Raw genomic sequence first — 16,654 nt, forward strand, 5'->3', positions numbered from 1 at the left:
ACCTTGGTCAGCGCTGCGGTCAGCGTGGTCTTGCCGTGGTCCACGTGGCCGATGGTGCCCACGTTCACGTGCGGCTTGGTGCGCTCGAATTTACCCTTAGCCATGATGTCTCTCTCAAAGTTCTGTGATTCGTGATTCGGGATTGGGGATTCGACGATCGAAGCCGCCCAATCCCTCTAACTAGACTTGCACTGGATCAGAGCCGGTACGGGCTCCGGAAGCAGGCGGAATCCGCTTTGCGAATCCCGCCTCCGGATCCCGACCTGAATCAGCCGCCCTTCTTGATCACGGCTTCGGCGATGTTGTTCGGCGCCTCGGCGTAGTGATCGAATTCCATCGTGAAGGTGGCGCGGCCCTGGGTCAGCGAACGGATGGTGGTCGCGTAACCGAACATTTCGCCCAGCGGAACCATCGCGTTGATGGTCTTGCCCGACGGCGTGTCGTCCTGGCCCTGCAATAGCCCGCGACGGCGGCTCAAGTCGCCCATCACGTCGCCGACGTACTCTTCCGGCGTCACGACTTCGACCTTCATCATCGGCTCCAGCAGGACCGGATCGGCCTTGCGGAAGCCTTCCTTGAACGCCATCGACGCGGCCAGCTTGAACGCCATTTCCGACGAGTCGACGTCGTGGTACGAGCCGAACACCAGCTTGACCTTGACGCCCACGACCGGGAAGCCGGCCAGCGGACCGCTGGTGATGGTTTCGCGCAGGCCCTTCTCGATCGCCGGGATGAATTCCTTCGGAATCACGCCGCCGGTGATGTCGTTGACGAACAGGAAATCGTTCTCGACGTCCTCGTTGGCGCGGTCCTTCTCGTTCATCGGCGACAGCTCGATCACGACGTGACCGTACTGACCCTTACCGCCGGACTGCTTGGCGTGCTTGTAATCCGACTTGACGTCCAACTTGCGGATCGTCTCGCGGTAGGCCACCTGCGGCTTGCCGACGTTGGCTTCGACGTTGAACTCGCGCTTCATGCGGTCAACGAGGATGTCCAGGTGCAGCTCGCCCATGCCGGCGATGATGGTCTGGCCCGATTCTTCGTCGGTGCGGACGCGGAACGAGGGATCTTCCTGCGCCAGACGGCCCAGTGCGATACCCATCTTTTCCTGGTCCGACTTGGTCTTCGGTTCGACCGCCATCGAGATGACGGGCTCCGGGAAGATCATGCGCTCGAGGGTGATGATGTGATCCTGCGCGCACAGCGTGTCGCCGGTGGTCACGTCCTTCAGGCCCACGGCCGCGGCGATGTCGCCGGCGCGGACTTCCTTGATTTCGTCGCGCTGGTTGGCGTGCATCTGCAGGATGCGGCCGACGCGTTCCTTCTTCGACTTGACCGGGTTGTACACCTGGTCGCCCGAATTCAGCACGCCCGAGTAGACGCGGAAGAAGGTCAGCGAACCCACGAACGGGTCGGTCATGATCTTGAACGCCAGCGCCGAGAACGGCTCGGTGTCGGACGCCTTGCGGCTGTCTTCCTTTTCGTCCTCGTCGATGCCCGGAACCGGCGGACGGTCGGACGGCGACGGCAGCAGGTTGATCACGCCGTCGAGCATGGCCTGCACGCCCTTGTTCTTGAACGCCGAGCCGCAGAACACCGGCACGATCTCGACGCGCAGGGTGCGCGCGCGCAGACCGGCGATGATCTCTTCCTCGGTCAGCTCGCCCTCGTTGAGGTACTTGTCCATGAGCTCTTCCGAGGCTTCCGCCGCGGCTTCGACCATGAACGCGCGCGCTTCCTCGGCCTTCGACTGCAGGTCGGCCGGGATGTCGCGGTACTCGAACTTGGTGCCCTGCGACGCGACGTCCCAATGGATCGCCTTCATCTTGAGCAGGTCGACCACGCCCTCGAAGCCTTCTTCGGCGCCGATCGGCACCTGCATCGGCACGGCGTAGGCGCCCAGACGGGCCTTCAGCTGCTCAACGACCTTGTCGAAGTTGGCGCCGGTGCGGTCCATCTTGTTGACGAACGCCATGCGCGGCACGGAGTACTTGTTGGCCTGGCGCCACACGGTCTCCGACTGCGGCTGCACGCCGCCCACGGCGCACAGCACGAACACTGCGCCGTCGAGCACGCGCAGCGAGCGCTCGACTTCGATGGTGAAGTCGACGTGTCCGGGGGTATCGATGATGTTGAAGCGGTGTTCCGGCAGGGACTTGTCCATGCCCTTCCAGAACGCGGTGGTCGCGGCGGAAGTGATGGTGATGCCGCGTTCCTGCTCCTGCTCCATCCAGTCCATCGTCGCGGCACCTTCGTGCACTTCGCCGATCTTGTGGCTGACGCCGGTGTAGAAAAGGATGCGTTCGGACGTCGTGGTTTTGCCCGCGTCGATGTGGGCCATGATGCCGAAGTTGCGGTAACGCTCGATGGGAGTGGTGCGAGCCACGGGACCCTCTCGTAAGTTTTCGAATTCCAGATGGCCGGACGCCGCCTCGTGGGCGGCCTCCGGTTCGCTAGGCGGCCATTACGCCGCCGCGGCAGCGCGCGACGCGCTGCTGAGGCCCGGGCACTCAGGTGCCCTGGGGCGCTCTGATCACCAGCGGTAGTGGGCGAACGCCTTGTTCGCTTCCGCCATACGGTGGGTTTCTTCGCGCTTCTTGATCGCGCCGCCGCGGTTTTCCGAGGCGTCGAGCAGTTCGGCGGCGAGCTTGCGCGGCATGGTGTTCTCGCCGCGCTTGCGCGCCGACTCGATCAGCCAACGCATCGCCAGGGCCATACGGCGCGACGAACGCACTTCGACCGGCACCTGGTAGGTGGCGCCGCCGACCCGACGCGACTTCACTTCGACCGCGGGCGAGACGTTGCCGAGGGCCTTTTCGACCAGCTCGAGCGCGTTCGGGTTCTTCTCCCCGATCACGTCCATGGCGCCGTAGACGATCTTCTCGGCGACGGACTTCTTGCCGCTCTGCATGACCATATTGATGAAGCGCGCGATCGTCTCGCTGCCGTGCTTGGGATCGGGCAGGACCGAACGCTGCGGGGTGGAACCTTTACGCGACATGGTGCGTACCTATTCTCGTGATTCTTGACAGACGTGCTTGCGGGTTGCGGCGCCGAAGGGCGCGCGCCTGGGCAGCTACGCGCTTAGGACTTCGGACGCTTCGCGCCGTACTTGGAACGGCTCTGGCGACGCTTGGCGACACCGGCGGCGTCGAGCGAGCCGCGAACGGTGTGGTAGCGCACGCCCGGCAGGTCCTTGACTCGGCCGCCGCGGATCAGCACCACGCTGTGCTCCTGCAGGTTGTGGCCTTCGCCGCCGATGTACGAGATGACCTCGTAACCGTTGGTCAGACGAACCTTGGCCACCTTACGCAGCGCCGAGTTCGGCTTCTTCGGGGTGGTGGTGTACACGCGGGTGCAAACGCCGCGACGCTGCGGGCAGTTCGCGAGCGCCGGCGAGGCGCTCTTGTAGGTGGTCGCCTGCCGCGGCTTGCGGACGAGCTGATTGATCGTTGCCATCAGGAACTCTTTGGTGAGGGGCGGTAAGGCCACTACGTTGAGAAGCAAACGGCAAGCCGGCAAAACCGGCCCACCGAGACGAAAAAGTATAGCCCGCGTTCGACGTTACCGTCAACGCGAGCTATCGGAACAGCCGCCCGCCGCGGGGTTTCCGCGTGGCACAGCCGTTCTACTACCTGCGATCCCGCCCTACCCTGGGCCGAACACGAGGCGCTCCATGCGCCTCTTTTCGTGATCTGGGACGTCCCGAGGGACAGTCCGAACTGCTAACTATACGTTACTTGGCGCCGGCTTGCCAGCACCTACCGGCCGCCGCCCTCCCCCGCGCACGGGGAAGGGTCGGGGGCGGGTCCAGGCCTCAGGAGGCGCTGGACTCGTCGCCGGCCGGCGCCGCGACCTCGGCCTCGACGACTGCCGGGGCCGGAGCCTCGACCGCCACCGCAACCGGGCCGGACAGCGCCTCCATCTCCGAGTCGGTCAGACCCGAGGCGTTCTTGCGGCGCTGAGTGTGGTACGCCAGGCCGGTACCGGCCGGGATCAGGCGACCCACGATCACGTTTTCCTTCAGACCGCGCAGACCGTCGCGGGTACCGCGCACGGCGGCCTCGGTCAGGACGCGGGTGGTCTCCTGGAACGACGCGGCCGAGATGAACGACTCGGTCGCCAGCGAGGCCTTGGTGATGCCCAGCAGGACCGGGTCGTACTTGGCCGGGATCTCGTTGCGGGCCAGCAGGCGGGCGTTCTCCTCGACGAAGCGCTGACGCTCGATCTGCTCGCCGTGCAGGAACTTGCTGTCGCCCTGGTCGGTGATTTCGACCTTGCGCAGCATCTGACGGACGATCACTTCGATGTGCTTGTCGTTGATCTTCACGCCCTGCAGGCGGTAGACGTCCTGGATTTCCTTGGTCAGGTACACGGCCAGGGGCTCCACGCCGAGCAGGCGCAGGATGTCCTGCGGGCTCGGCTCGCCGTCCACCACGGTCTCGCCCTTCTCCACGTGCTCGCCTTCGAACACGATGATCTGGCGGTACTTCGGGATCAGCTCTTCGTGCTCGTTGCCGTCGGTGTCCTTGATGATCAGGCGCTGCTTGCCCTTGGTGTCCTTACCGAACGAGACGATGCCCGAACGCTCGGCCAGCACGGCCGGGTCCTTGGGCTTGCGCGCCTCGAACAGGTCGGCCACGCGCGGCAGACCGCCGGTGATGTCGCGGGTCTTGGAGGCTTCCTGCGGGATCTTGGCGACCACGTCGCCCACGCCCACCGGGGCGCCGTCCTGCAGGTTGACGATCGAACGCGGCGGCAGCAGGTACTGCGCCGGCAGATCGGTACCCGGGATCGACAGGTCCTTGCCGTTCTTGTCGACGATGCGCACGACCGGACGCAGGTCCTTGCCCTGCGAGCCGCGACGCTTCGGATCGGTGATCTCGCGCGAAGCCAGGCCGGTCAGGTCGTCGGTCTTCTCGATGACGGTCACGCCGTCGACGAAATCGACGAAGCGGATGAAGCCCGCCACTTCCGACACGATCGGGTGGTTATGCGGATCCCAGTTCGCGACCTGCTGGCCGGCCTTGATCTCGGCGGCGTCCTTGACGCTGATGGTGGCGCCGTAGGGCAGCTTGTAGCGCTCGCGCTCGCGGCCGTGCGGATCGAGGACCGACAGTTCGCCCGAGCGCGACACCGCGACCAGGTGGCCGTTGGCGTGCGCGACGTGCTTGAGGTTGTTGAACTTGATCGAACCGGTGGTCTTGACCGTGACGTTGTCGATCGCCGCCGCTCGCGAAGCCGCGCCGCCGATGTGGAACGTACGCATGGTCAGCTGCGTGCCGGGCTCGCCGATCGACTGCGCGGCGACGACGCCGACCGCTTCGCCGTGGTTGACCAGGTGGCCGCGGCCGAGGTCGCGACCGTAGCAGTTGGCGCACACGCCGAAGCTGCTGGAGCAGGTGATCGTCGAGCGGACCTTGATCGACTGGACGCTGGCCTCTTCGAGCTTGGCCACCCAGGCCTCGTCGAGCAGGGTGTTGCGGGTGACGATCGGATCCTCGTCGTTGCCCGGCAGGAACACGTCCTCGGCCACGACACGACCCAGCACGCGGTCGCGCAGCGGCTCGACCACGTCGCCGCCTTCGACGATCGGGGTCATCATCAGACCCTCGAGCGTGCCGCAATCGTCTTCGGTGATCACCACGTCCTGCGCCACGTCGACCAGACGACGGGTCAGGTAACCCGAGTTCGCGGTCTTGAGCGCGGTATCGGCCAGACCCTTACGGGCACCGTGCGTGGAGTTGAAGTACTCCTGCACGTTCAGGCCTTCGCGGAAGTTCGCCTTGATGGGCGTCTCGATGATCGAGCCGTCCGGACGCGCCATCAGGCCGCGCATACCGGCCAGCTGACGGATCTGCGCCTGCGAACCGCGGGCGCCCGAGTCGGCCATGATGTACAGCGAGTTCATCGACTTCTGATCGACGGCCTCGCCCTTGGCGTTGGTGATGTGATCGGTGCCGATCGCGTCCATCATCGCCTTGGCGACGCGTTCGTTGGTGCGCGACCAGATGTCGACGACCTTGTTGTAGCGCTCGCCGGCGGTGACCAGGCCCGACTGGTACTGCTGCTGGATTTCCAGCACTTCCCCTTCGGCCTCGGCGACGATGCCTTCCTTTTCCTTCGGGATGATCATGTCGTCGATGCCGATCGAGACGCCGGCGCGGGTCGCGTAGGCGAAGCCGGTGTACATCAGCTTGTCGGCGAACACGACCGTGTCCTTCAGGCCCAGCATGCGGTAGCAGCTGTTGATCAGGCGCGAGATGTTCTTCTTGGTCAGCTCGGTGTTGGCCAGCGCGAACGGCAGGCCGTCCGGCAGGATCTCGCGCAGCAGGGCGCGGCCGACGGTGGTGTCGACGATCGAGGTCTTCGGCGTGCGGGTGCCGTCCTCGTTGACCACGGTCTCGCTGATGCGGACCTTGACCTTGGCGTGGATCTGCACGACGCGGTTGTCGTAGGCGCGCTTGACTTCGGCCACGTTGGCGAACGCCATGCCCTCGCCCATCTTGTTCTCGAGGGCGCGGGTCATGTAGTACAGGCCGAGCACGACGTCCTGCGACGGCACGATGATCGGCTCGCCGTTGGCCGGCGACAGGATGTTGTTCGACGCCATCATCAGGGCGCGCGCTTCCAGCTGGGCCTCGAGGCTCAGCGGGACGTGCACGGCCATCTGGTCGCCGTCGAAGTCGGCGTTGAACGCGGTGCAGACCAGCGGGTGCAGCTGGATGGCCTTACCTTCGATCAGGACCGGCTCGAACGCCTGGATGCCCAGACGGTGCAGGGTCGGGGCGCGGTTCAGCAGCACCGGGTGCTCGCGGATCACCTCTTCGAGGATGTCCCACACCTCGGCCTCTTCGCGCTCGACCAGCTTCTTGGCGGCCTTGATCGTGGTGGCCAGGCCGCGACGCTGCAGCTTGGCGAAGATGAAGGGCTTGAACAGCTCCAGCGCCATCTTCTTCGGCAGGCCGCACTCGTGCAGACGCAGGGTCGGACCGACCACGATGACCGAACGGCCCGAGTAGTCCACGCGCTTGCCGAGCAGGTTCTGACGGAACCGGCCCTGCTTGCCCTTGATCATGTCGGCCAGCGACTTGAGCGGGCGCTTGTTGGTGCCGGTGATGGCGCGGCCGCGACGGCCGTTGTCCATCAGGGCGTCGACCGACTCCTGCAGCATGCGCTTCTCGTTGCGCACGATGATGTCGGGCGCATTGAGCTCGAGCAGGCGGCGCAGACGGTTGTTGCGGTTGATGACGCGGCGGTACAGGTCGTTCAGGTCGGAGGTCGCGAAGCGGCCGCCGTCCAGCGGGACCAGCGGACGCAGGTCCGGCGGCAGCACCGGCAGCACGGTCATGACCATCCACTCGGGGCGGTTGCCCGACTCGAGGAAGGCTTCGACCAGCTTGATGCGCTTGGTGAGGCGCTTGAGCTTGGTTTCGCTGTTGGTCGAGGCGATCTCTTCCTTCAGCTGGATCATCTCGGCCTGGAGGTCGATCGTGCGCAGCAGGTCGTAGACCGCCTCGGCGCCCATCGCGGCCTCGAAGTCGTCGCCGTGCTCCTGACGCGCCTGCAGGAACTGCTCTTCGGTCAGCAGATTGCCGCGCTCAAGCGGGGTCAGACCCGGCTCGGTGACGACATAGGCCTCGAAGTACAGGATGCGCTCGATGTCGCGCAGGGTCATGTCCAGCATCAGGCCGATGCGCGACGGCAGCGACTTGAGGAACCAGATGTGGGCGACCGGCGAAGCCAGGTCGATATGACCCATGCGCTCGCGACGGACCTTGGCCAGAGTGACCTCGGTACCGCACTTCTCGCAGACCACGCCACGGTGCTTCATGCGCTTGTACTTGCCGCACAGGCACTCGTAGTCCTTGATCGGTCCGAAGATCGCGGCGCAGAACAGGCCGTCGCGCTCGGGCTTGAAGGTACGGTAGTTGATGGTTTCCGGCTTCTTCACTTCGCCGAACGACCACGAACGGATCAGGTCGGGCGAAGCCAGCGCGATCTTGATCGCGTCGAAGTCCAGCGCGGGGCGCTGCTGGTTGAAGAGATTGAGCAAGTCTTTCATGTGTGACTCCGGGATTCGGGATTAGAGATTTGAGATTCGTTAAAGCGGGGACTCGATGGATCGGGACGGCCGGCCTGAGCCTTTGCCAATCCCGAATCCCGAATCCCCAATCACTGCTTCTCAGTTCTCTTCCAGCTCCATGTTGATCGCGAGCGAGCGGATTTCCTTCACCAGCACGTTGAAGGACTCCGGCATGCCGGCGACCATCTCGTATTCGCCGTCGACGATGTTCTTGTACATCTGGTTGCGGCCCTGCACGTCGTCGGACTTCACCGTCAGCATTTCCTGCAGGGTGTAGGCCGCGCCGTAGGCTTCCAGCGCCCAGACTTCCATTTCGCCGAAACGCTGGCCGCCGAACTGCGCCTTGCCGCCCAGCGGCTGCTGGGTGACGAGCGAGTACGGACCGGTCGAACGCGCGTGCATCTTGTCGTCGACGAGGTGGTTCAGCTTCAGCATGTGCATGTAGCCGATGGTGACCGGACGCTCGAACGCCTCGCCGGTACGACCGTCGTGCAGGATGGTCTGACCGCTGCTCGGCAGTTCGGCCAGTTCCAGCATGCGCTTGATCTCGACTTCGGCGGCGCCGTCGAACACCGGCGTCGCCATCGGCACGCCGTCGGTCAGGTTGTGGGCCAGCGTCAACAGCTCTTCGTCGCTGAACTGCTTCAGATCGACGCGCTGACCGTGCACCTTCTGGTCGTGGTTGTAGATATCGTCGAGGAACTTGCGCAGCTCGGCGATCTTCTGCTGAGCCTCCAGCATGCGCTGGATCTTCTGACCCAGGCCCTTGGCGGCCCAGCCCAGATGCACCTCGAGGATCTGGCCGATGTTCATACGCGACGGCACGCCCAGCGGGTTCAGCACGATGTCGACGGTCTGGCCGTCGGCGGCGTACGGCATGTCCTCGACCGGAACGATGGTCGAGACCACGCCCTTGTTGCCGTGACGGCCGGCCATCTTGTCGCCCGGCTGGATGCGGCGCTTAACGGCCAGGAACACCTTCACCATCTTCAGCACGCCCGGCGCGAGGTCGTCGCCCTGGGTGATCTTCGAACGCTTGTCGGTGAAGCGGCGCTCGAATTCCTTCTCGTGGGTGTCGATCTGCTTCTGGGCGCGCTCGATGGCGTCGATCGCCTCGTCGTCCTTCATGCGCAGGGTGAACCACTCGGACTTCTTCAGCCCGGCCAGGAACGCCTCGGTGATGACGTCGCCCTTCTTCAGGCCGGCGCCGCCGTTGGCGACCTTGCCGACCAGCTGCGAGCGCAGGCGGGCGTAGATCGCGCCTTCGAGGATGCGGAACTGGTCGTCGAAGTCCTTCTTGACGCGCTTGATCTCGGATTCCTCGATCTGGCGCGCGCGCTTGTCCTTCTCGATGCCGTCGCGGGTGAAGACCTGCACGTCGATGACGGTGCCGTCCATGCCCGGGGGCACGCGCAGCGAGCTGTCCTTAACGTCGGAAGCCTTTTCGCCGAAGATCGCGCGCAGCAGCTTCTCTTCCGGAGTCAGCTGCGACTCGCCCTTCGGCGTGACCTTGCCGACCAGGATGTCGCCGGCACGCACTTCGGCGCCGATGTAGACCACGCCGGACTCGTCGAGGCGGTTCAGCGCCTGCTCGGAGACGTTCGGGATGTCGGCCGAGATTTCCTCCGGCCCCAGCTTGGTATCGCGGGCGACGCAGGTCAGCTCTTCGATGTGGATCGTGGTGTAGCGATCCTCCTCGACCACGCGCTCGGAGAGCAGGATCGAGTCTTCGAAGTTGTAGCCGTTCCACGGCATGAACGCGACCAGCATGTTCTGGCCGAGCGCGAGCTCGCCGATGTCGGTCGAGGGACCGTCGGCCAGCACGTCGCCGCGGGCGATCACGTTGCCCACCTTCACCAGCGGAGTCTGGTTGATACAGGTGTTCTGGTTCGAACGCGTGTACTTGATCAGGTTGTAGATGTCGACGCCGGCGTCGGTGACGTCGGTGATCTCGTCCTCATTGACCTTGACCACGATGCGGCCGGCGTCGATCTGCTCGATCACGCCGCCACGCAGGGCGTTCACGGTCACGCCCGAGTCGCGCGCCACGGCGCGCTCGATGCCGGTGCCGACCAGCGGCTTCTGGCTACGCAGGGTCGGAACGGCCTGACGCTGCATGTTCGCGCCCATCAGCGCGCGGTTGGCGTCGTCGTGCTCGAGGAACGGGACCAGCGCCGCCGCGACCGACACGGTCTGCATCGGCGAGACGTCCATGTAGTGGATCTCGAGCGGCGGCTTCAGCAGCGACTCGCCCTGGTAGCGGCAGGCCACGAACTGGTCGGTCATCACGCCCTTGTCGTCCTGGGTCGCGTTGGCCTGGGCGATGACGTACTCGTTCTCTTCGATCGCCGACAGGAACTCGATGTCGTCGGTGACCTTGCCGTCCACGACCTTGCGGTACGGCGTCTCGAGGAAGCCGTACTTGTTGGTGCGGGCGAACACGGCCAGCGAGTTGATCAGGCCGATGTTCGGGCCTTCCGGCGTCTCGATGGTGCAGACGCGGCCGTAATGGGTCGGGTGCACGTCGCGCACTTCGAAGCCGGCGCGCTCGCGGGTCAGACCGCCCGGGCCGAGGGCCGACACGCGACGCTTGTGCGTGACTTCCGACAGCGGGTTGTTCTGGTCCATGAACTGCGACAGCTGCGAGGAGCCGAAGAACTCCTTGATCGCGGCGGCCACCGGCTTGGCGTTGATCAGCTCCTGCGGGGTCAGGCCTTCGGACTCGGCCATCGACAGGCGCTCCTTGACCGCGCGCTCGACGCGGACCAGGCCCACGCGGAACACGTTCTCGGCCATTTCGCCGACCGAACGCACGCGGCGGTTGCCCAGGTGGTCGATGTCGTCGACGGTGCCGCGACCGTTGCGGATCTCGGTCAGGACGCGGATCACGTCCAGGATGTCGGAGCTATCGCCCAGCTCGTTGCGCAGGCGCGCGGACTCTTCGTCCTTACGCTCGGCGAAGTACTTGGCGTCGTACAGCACCGAAGCGCCGGTGGTTTCCTTGCGGCCGATGCGGCGGTTGAACTTCATCCGGCCGACGCCCGACAGGTCGTAGCGCTCGAAGGTGAAGAACAGGTTGTGGAACAGGTTCTGCGCGGCGTCCTTGGTCGGCGGCTCGCCCGGACGCATCATGCGGTAGATCTCGACCAGCGCTTCCAACTGCGTCTTGGACGGATCGATGCGCAGGGTGTTGGACAGGTACGGGCCGCGGTCGAGGTCGTTGACCCAGATCGTGCCGACGCTGTCGATACCGGCCTTGCGGAACGCGGCCAGCTGGTCGTCGCTGATTTCGTCGTTGGCCGAGGCCAGCAGCTCGCCGGTCTTGGCGTCGACGACGTCGTTGGACAGGATGCGGCCGACCAGGTACTCGTCCGGCACGGCCAGGGCGGCGACGCCGGCCTGCTCGAGCTGCTTGACGTGGCGCGCGGTGATGCGGCGGCCGGCCTCGACGATGACCTTGTCGCCGTCGGCGAGGTCGAAGTTGAGGGTCTCGCCGCGCAGGCGCTCGGGGATCAGCTCGAGCTGGACGCCTTCCTTCGGGTCGATGTGGAAGGTGTTGATCTCGAAGAACTGCGCGAGCATCTCTTCGTTGTTGTAGCCCAACGCGCGCAGCAGCACGGTGACCGGCAGCTTGCGGCGGCGGTCGATACGGGTGAACAGCGCGTCCTTCGGGTCGAACTCGAAGTCCAGCCAGGAGCCGCGGTAGGGGATGATGCGAGCGCTGTACAGCAGCTTGCCCGAGCTGTGGGTCTTGCCGCGGTCGTGATCGAAGAACACGCCCGGCGAACGGTGCAGCTGCGAGACGATGACGCGCTCGGTGCCGTTGACGATGAAGGTGCCGTTGTCGGTCATGAGCGGAATCTCGCCCATGTAGACCTCCTGCTCCTTCACGTACTTGATGGCCTTGGTCGACGACTCGCGGTCGTAGATCACCAGGCGCACGGTCACGCGCAGCGGGGCGCCGTAGCTGAGGCCGCGGTTACGGCACTCGCGCTCGTCGAACGCCGGATCGCCGAGCTTGTAGCCGACGTATTCGAGCGCGGCGTTGCCGCTGTAGCTGGAGATCGGGAACACCGACTTCAGGGCCGCATGCAGGCCGCGATCGGCGCGCTTGCTCGGCTCGGTGTTCTCCTGCAGGAATTCGCGGTAGGAGTCGACCTGGATGGCCAGCAGGAAAGGCACTTCGAGAATCGACTTGCGCTTGCCGAAGTCCTTGCGGATGCGCTTCTTTTCGGTGAACGAGTACGTCATGGTGAGCTACCGCCTCGGTTTTCTGGTGGGCTTTCGATACGCCGTTGCGGCGTCTCGGGCAGATCGCGCGTCCGCGACCGCAAACCCAGAGGGAACGAAGAACTGACAGTGGGAAGTCGCTGGTATTGCCGGCACCAGCACGCCTTCTCCCGCTACTTCCGACTGCCAACTCGGGACTTTGTTTCCGATATTCCAACAACGGCCAAAGGCCGGGGACTTTCGTCCCCAGCCTCAGGTGGTCGCCAGGATGAATCCGGCGACGCGATGCAACTTACTTCACTTCGACGGTCGCGCCAGCGGCCTCGAGGTCCTTCTTCATCTTGTCGGACTCTTCCTTCGAAGCGCCTTCCTTCACGGTCTGCGGAGCGCCTTCGACCAGGTCCTTCGCTTCCTTCAGGCCCAGGCCGGTGATGGCACGGACGGCCTTGATGACCTCGACCTTCTTCTCGCCGGCGGCCTTCAGGATGACGTTGAACTCGGTCTGCACTTCGGCCGGGGCGGCATCGGCGGCCGGGCCGGCGACAGCGACGACCGGGGCAGCGGCGGAGACGCCGAACTTCTCTTCGATCGCCTTGACCAGCTCCATCACTTCGAGAAGGGTCTTCTCGGCGATGGCGTCGACGATCTGTTCGTTGGACAGGGACATGTGATTAACCTTTTAGGAAATTGATCTTACGAATCGGTTCAGTAGGTATTCGCTGAGCGAACGGCGATTACGCCGTTTCCGCTTCGGCTTCGGCCGGTGCGGCTTCGCCGCCGCCTTGCTTGTCGGCCACGGCCTTGACGGCGCGGGCGAACATGCTTGCGGGTTCGGCGAGGACGCGCGCCAGCATGGCCAGGGCCTGCTCGCGGGTCGGCAACGAGGCCAGCACTTCGACGTGGCTGCCCGGGTACAGCTGGCCGCCCATGGCGACCACCTTGGCCTGCAGCTTGTCGTTGCCCTTGGCGAATTCCTTGATCAGACGCCCGGCAGCGCCGGGTTCTTCCGTCGAGAACGCGTACAGCAGCGGACCGACGAGGGCGTCTTGGGCGCACTCGTATTCGGTACCCGCCACGGCGCGGGAAGCCAGGGTGTTCTTGACGACACGCAAGTACACACCGGTTTCACGAGCCTTCTTGCGCATGGCGGTCATCTGAGCGACCGTCGTGCCCGCGTACTCGGCAGCAACCAAGGAGTGAGCCTTCGCGGCGACTTCTGCCAGCTCGGCGACTACTTCTTGCTTCTGAGACAGATTAAGAGCCATAAACACTCCTCTTGTGAACTCCGCTCACGGCTTCTGCCGCTTGCGGTCCTGAGCGGCACCTGTCCTTGGCGCCGGGGACGCCTGGGGCGTCCCGGGTGGTGGCCTTTCCTGAAAGGTTTCAGTAGGGCGGCACCATCTGCGCGGGCCCGGCTCCGAAGAGTCCGAATTAAGCGATCCCGCTAGTACCGACGGCGACTCCTTGCCAAACCGAGCTTCCGTGCCCGTCGTCGATACGCGCTGACCGCGCCTGCGGTCTTTGACGGCTTCGTTCGGGGGTTAGCCCTGGCGATGCCCTCAAAAATCTAGGAGTGAGACGAGAGCAGTGAGAAACGAGTAGGAGCGAACTTGGCTTTTCGCTCACTCCTCACTTCCCCGCACTCACTCCTAATGTTTCTTACTTGAGCGCCAGCGAAGCCTGGTCCACGGTCACGCCGGGGCCCATGGTCGAGCTGATCGAGATCTTCTGCAGGTACTGACCCTTGGCGGTCGACGGCTTGGCCTTGATCAGGTCCAGCAGCAGCGCCTGCAGGTTGTCCTTCAGCGAGGCGTCTTCGAACGAGGCCTTGCCGATGGTGCAGTGGATGATGCCGGCCTTGTCGGTGCGGTAACGCACCTGGCCGCCCTTGGCGTTCTTGACCGCTTCGGCCGGGTTCGGCGAGACGGTGCCGACCTTCGGGTTCGGCATCAGGCCGCGCGGGCCCAGCACCTGGCCGAGCTTACCGACCACGCGCATGGCGTCCGGCGTCGCGATGACGACGTCGTAGTTGAGGTCGCCGGCCTGCATCTTCTCGGCCAGGTCGTCCATACCGACGGCCTCGGCGCCAGCGGCCAGGGCCTCGTCGGCCTTGGCGCCCGCGGGGGCGAACACCGCCACGCGCACGGACTTGCCGGTACCGGCCGGCAGCACGGTCGAACCGCGCACCTGCTGGTCGGACTTCTTCGCGTCCACGCCCAGACGGACGGCGACGTCGACGGACTCGACGAACTTGGCCTTGGTCGCGGTCTTCACGATCTTGATGGCCTCGTCGAAGGCGTAAGCCTTACCCGGGACCACGGCGGCCTTGATTGCTTTTTCGCGCTTGCTGATCGCCATGTCTTAGCCCTCCACCACGAGACCCATGCTGCGGGCCGAACCCGCAATCGTCTTCACCGCCGCTTCCAGGTCGGCCGCCGTCAGGTCGGCTTCCTTCGCCTTGGCGATGTCCTCGAGCTGCTTACGGGTGACCTTGCCGACCTTCTCGGTGTTCGGGCGCTTGGAGCCCGAGCTGATGCCGGCGGCCTTCTTCAGCAGCACCGAAGCCGGGGTGCTCTTGGTGATGAAGGTGAAGGTACGGTCGGAGTACGCGGTGATGATCACCGGGGTCGGAAGACCCGGCTCCAGCTTGGAGGTCGCGGCGTTGAACGCCTTGCAGAACTCCATGATGTTCAGACCGCGCTGACCGAGGGCGGGGCCCACCGGCGGCGACGGATTGGCCTGACCGGCCTTCACCTGCAGCTTGATGTAACCAACTACTTTCTTAGCCATCTTCTTCTCTCCGGGTGCAAGCGCCTGGGACTCAGGCTCCCCATCGGACCGGGAATATCACGTGTCCCGGCTTCACGTTTTTTCAGACGCCGACAGCCGCCTTGCGGCGGCTGCGGTTTCCTGGTTCGGTGCGCGCCCTGGGCTGCGCAGCCGGAAAGTATAGCAGGCTTTCCGGAACCCTGCTGGAGGGCGCCGGAGCCCCGGTCAGGCCTTCTCGACCTGGCCGAACTCGAGCTCGACCGGGGTCGAGCGGCCGAAAATCAGCACCGCCACGCGCAGGCGGCTCTTGTCGTAGTTGATTTCCTCGACCACGCCGTTGAAGTCCACGAACGGGCCGTCAATGACGCGGACCATCTCGCCAGGCTCGAACAGGACCTTGGGCTTGGGCTTCTCGACGCCGTCCTGAACGCGCTGCAGGATCATGTCCGCCTCGCGGTCCTGGATCGGCAGCGGACGGTCGGCGGTGCCGCCGATGAAGCCCATGACCTTCGGGGTTTCCTTGATCAGGTGCCAGCTTTCGCTGTCGATGCGCGGGATGCCGGCTTCGTCGTGGGTGGCGATCTGGACCAGCACGTAGCCCGGGAAGAACTTGCGCTCGGAACGGCGCTTCTGGCCGGAGCGCATCTCCACCACTTCCTCGGTCGGAACCAGGACGTCGCCGAAGCGCTCCTGCATCTCGAAACGCACGATGCGATCGCGCAGCGCCTGCGCCACCGACTTCTCGAAGCCGGAGTAGGCGTGAACGACGTACCAGCGCTTATGTACTTCGGTCATTGCCTCAGTGCCCCAAAATCAGTTTGACCAGTTCGGCGATGATCAGATCGAAGCCGGCCAGGATCAGGCTGAGGATCGCGACCGCGATCATCACTACCCAGGTGGTGCGCATGGCTTCCTGGCGGGTCGGCCAGACCACCTTGCGCAGCTCGAAACGCGACTCGGACAGGAACTCGAGCGTCTGGTGGCCCTTGGCGCTGGTCAGGAACACGCCGATGCCGGCGACCAGACCGGCGACCACGACCAGCGCGCGCAGCGCGGTGGCCCAGTCGAACCAGTAGAACGCGAACACGCCGCCAGCGACCAGAAGCACCGCCAGGGCGTACTTGACGAAGTCGCCTGCGGACGCAGAACCGTGTTGTTCGACCTTGCTGTTCATCCGTTCCATCGCGGGGGCGCTTGCGCAGCCGCCTTCTTGGTGAAAGTCCGACCGCGGGGCCGGGCTTGCGCGGAGGGATCCGCATTGCCTAGGTGGCACGCCAGGAGGGACTCGAACCCCCAACCTGCGGTTTTGGAGACCGCTGCTCTGCCAATTGAGCTACTGGCGTATTGCTTCGAACCGGCCCGCGGGAGTCCCGCAAGACTCGGTTTCCTCTAAACAGCGAAGGCGGACCGTGCTTACCGGCCCGCCGTTCGCGGCTCGCGACGGCCTTGCGACCGTCGCCGAGATCTTACTTGATGATCTTCGCCACCACGCCGGCGCCGACCGTACGACCGCCTTCGCGGATCGCGAAGCGCAGGCCGTCGTCCATCGCCACCGGGTTGATCAGC

The 16,654-nt window shown here is 65.0% G+C and carries 12 protein-coding genes, 1 tRNA gene and 1 pseudogene; all 14 read right to left on the bottom strand.

Annotation, left to right across the window (positions count from 1 at the left end; genetic code table 11):
• Positions 1-104 (bottom strand): GTP-binding protein (locus ASE43_RS07230; RefSeq protein WP_082559638.1); only part of this gene is annotated, 104 nt, incomplete at its 3' end.
• A gap of 164 nt (positions 105-268) precedes the next feature.
• Entirely contained in the window at positions 269-2,389 is a 2,121-nt protein-coding gene (gene fusA / locus ASE43_RS07235; protein WP_056183329.1) for an elongation factor G, read from the bottom strand.
• Positions 2,390-2,536: 147 nt separating this feature from the next.
• Positions 2,537-3,004: a 30S ribosomal protein S7 gene (gene rpsG, locus ASE43_RS07240; protein WP_055902462.1), complete on the bottom strand. Its 468-nt coding sequence runs from the start codon at positions 3,002-3,004 to the stop codon at positions 2,537-2,539.
• Between the two features lie 83 nt (positions 3,005-3,087).
• The gene (gene rpsL / locus ASE43_RS07245) at positions 3,088-3,462 is read right to left on the bottom strand and encodes a 30S ribosomal protein S12 (RefSeq protein ID WP_036115437.1); all 375 of its coding nucleotides are present in this window, start codon (positions 3,460-3,462) and stop codon (positions 3,088-3,090) included.
• A gap of 358 nt (positions 3,463-3,820) precedes the next feature.
• Positions 3,821-8,068 carry a DNA-directed RNA polymerase subunit beta' gene (gene rpoC, locus ASE43_RS07250; protein ID WP_057160013.1) on the bottom strand — a complete coding sequence of 1,416 codons (4,248 nt, stop codon included), beginning with the start codon at positions 8,066-8,068 and terminating at the stop codon, positions 3,821-3,823.
• Between the two features lie 120 nt (positions 8,069-8,188).
• Positions 8,189-12,340, bottom strand: coding sequence for a DNA-directed RNA polymerase subunit beta (rpoB, locus tag ASE43_RS07255; protein ID WP_056183340.1), 4,152 nt, complete (start codon positions 12,338-12,340; stop codon positions 8,189-8,191).
• Between the two features lie 271 nt (positions 12,341-12,611).
• On the bottom strand, positions 12,612-12,986 hold the full coding sequence (gene rplL / locus ASE43_RS07260) for a 50S ribosomal protein L7/L12 (RefSeq protein WP_057160014.1): 375 nt from the start codon (positions 12,984-12,986) through the stop codon (positions 12,612-12,614).
• A 67-nt stretch (positions 12,987-13,053) separates the two neighbouring features.
• Complete coding sequence (gene rplJ / locus ASE43_RS07265) at positions 13,054-13,584, bottom strand: 50S ribosomal protein L10 (protein ID WP_057160015.1); 531 nt, start codon at positions 13,582-13,584, stop codon at positions 13,054-13,056.
• Between the two features lie 394 nt (positions 13,585-13,978).
• Positions 13,979-14,677 carry a 50S ribosomal protein L1 gene (gene rplA / locus ASE43_RS07270; protein WP_055902452.1) on the bottom strand — a complete coding sequence of 233 codons (699 nt, stop codon included), beginning with the start codon at positions 14,675-14,677 and terminating at the stop codon, positions 13,979-13,981.
• A 3-nt stretch (positions 14,678-14,680) separates the two neighbouring features.
• Positions 14,681-15,109: a 50S ribosomal protein L11 gene (rplK, locus tag ASE43_RS07275; RefSeq protein WP_055902450.1), complete on the bottom strand. Its 429-nt coding sequence runs from the start codon at positions 15,107-15,109 to the stop codon at positions 14,681-14,683.
• Between the two features lie 204 nt (positions 15,110-15,313).
• Positions 15,314-15,883, bottom strand: a complete 570-nt coding sequence (gene nusG / locus ASE43_RS07280) for a transcription termination/antitermination protein NusG (RefSeq protein WP_056183347.1) — start codon at positions 15,881-15,883, stop codon at positions 15,314-15,316.
• Positions 15,884-15,887: 4 nt separating this feature from the next.
• The gene (secE, locus tag ASE43_RS07285) at positions 15,888-16,262 is read right to left on the bottom strand and encodes a preprotein translocase subunit SecE (protein ID WP_056183348.1); all 375 of its coding nucleotides are present in this window, start codon (positions 16,260-16,262) and stop codon (positions 15,888-15,890) included.
• 93 nt (positions 16,263-16,355) lie between these two features.
• Positions 16,356-16,431, bottom strand: a tRNA-Trp gene (locus ASE43_RS07290).
• A gap of 123 nt (positions 16,432-16,554) precedes the next feature.
• A pseudogene (locus ASE43_RS21185) lies at positions 16,555-16,654 on the bottom strand (elongation factor Tu); the annotation flags it as partial.

This window comes from Lysobacter sp. Root983 (assembly GCF_001429345.1).
In the GTDB taxonomy this organism is placed as follows: domain Bacteria; phylum Pseudomonadota; class Gammaproteobacteria; order Xanthomonadales; family Xanthomonadaceae; genus Lysobacter.

Excerpts from the sequence above, each read along its gene's own strand:
- rpsG (WP_055902462.1), bottom strand. The coding sequence starts at position 3,004 with ATGTCGCGTAAAGGTTCCACCCCGCAGCGTTCGGTCCTGCCCGATCCC.
- rpsL (WP_036115437.1), bottom strand. The coding sequence starts at position 3,462 with ATGGCAACGATCAATCAGCTCGTCCGCAAGCCGCGGCAGGCGACCACC.
- rpoC (WP_057160013.1), bottom strand. The coding sequence starts at position 8,068 with ATGAAAGACTTGCTCAATCTCTTCAACCAGCAGCGCCCCGCGCTGGAC.
- rpoB (WP_056183340.1), bottom strand. The coding sequence starts at position 12,340 with ATGACGTACTCGTTCACCGAAAAGAAGCGCATCCGCAAGGACTTCGGC.
- rplL (WP_057160014.1), bottom strand. The coding sequence starts at position 12,986 with ATGTCCCTGTCCAACGAACAGATCGTCGACGCCATCGCCGAGAAGACC.
- rplJ (WP_057160015.1), bottom strand. The coding sequence starts at position 13,584 with ATGGCTCTTAATCTGTCTCAGAAGCAAGAAGTAGTCGCCGAGCTGGCA.
- rplA (WP_055902452.1), bottom strand. The coding sequence starts at position 14,677 with ATGGCGATCAGCAAGCGCGAAAAAGCAATCAAGGCCGCCGTGGTCCCG.
- rplK (WP_055902450.1), bottom strand. The coding sequence starts at position 15,109 with ATGGCTAAGAAAGTAGTTGGTTACATCAAGCTGCAGGTGAAGGCCGGT.
- nusG (WP_056183347.1), bottom strand. The coding sequence starts at position 15,883 with ATGACCGAAGTACATAAGCGCTGGTACGTCGTTCACGCCTACTCCGGC.
- secE (WP_056183348.1), bottom strand. The coding sequence starts at position 16,262 with ATGAACAGCAAGGTCGAACAACACGGTTCTGCGTCCGCAGGCGACTTC.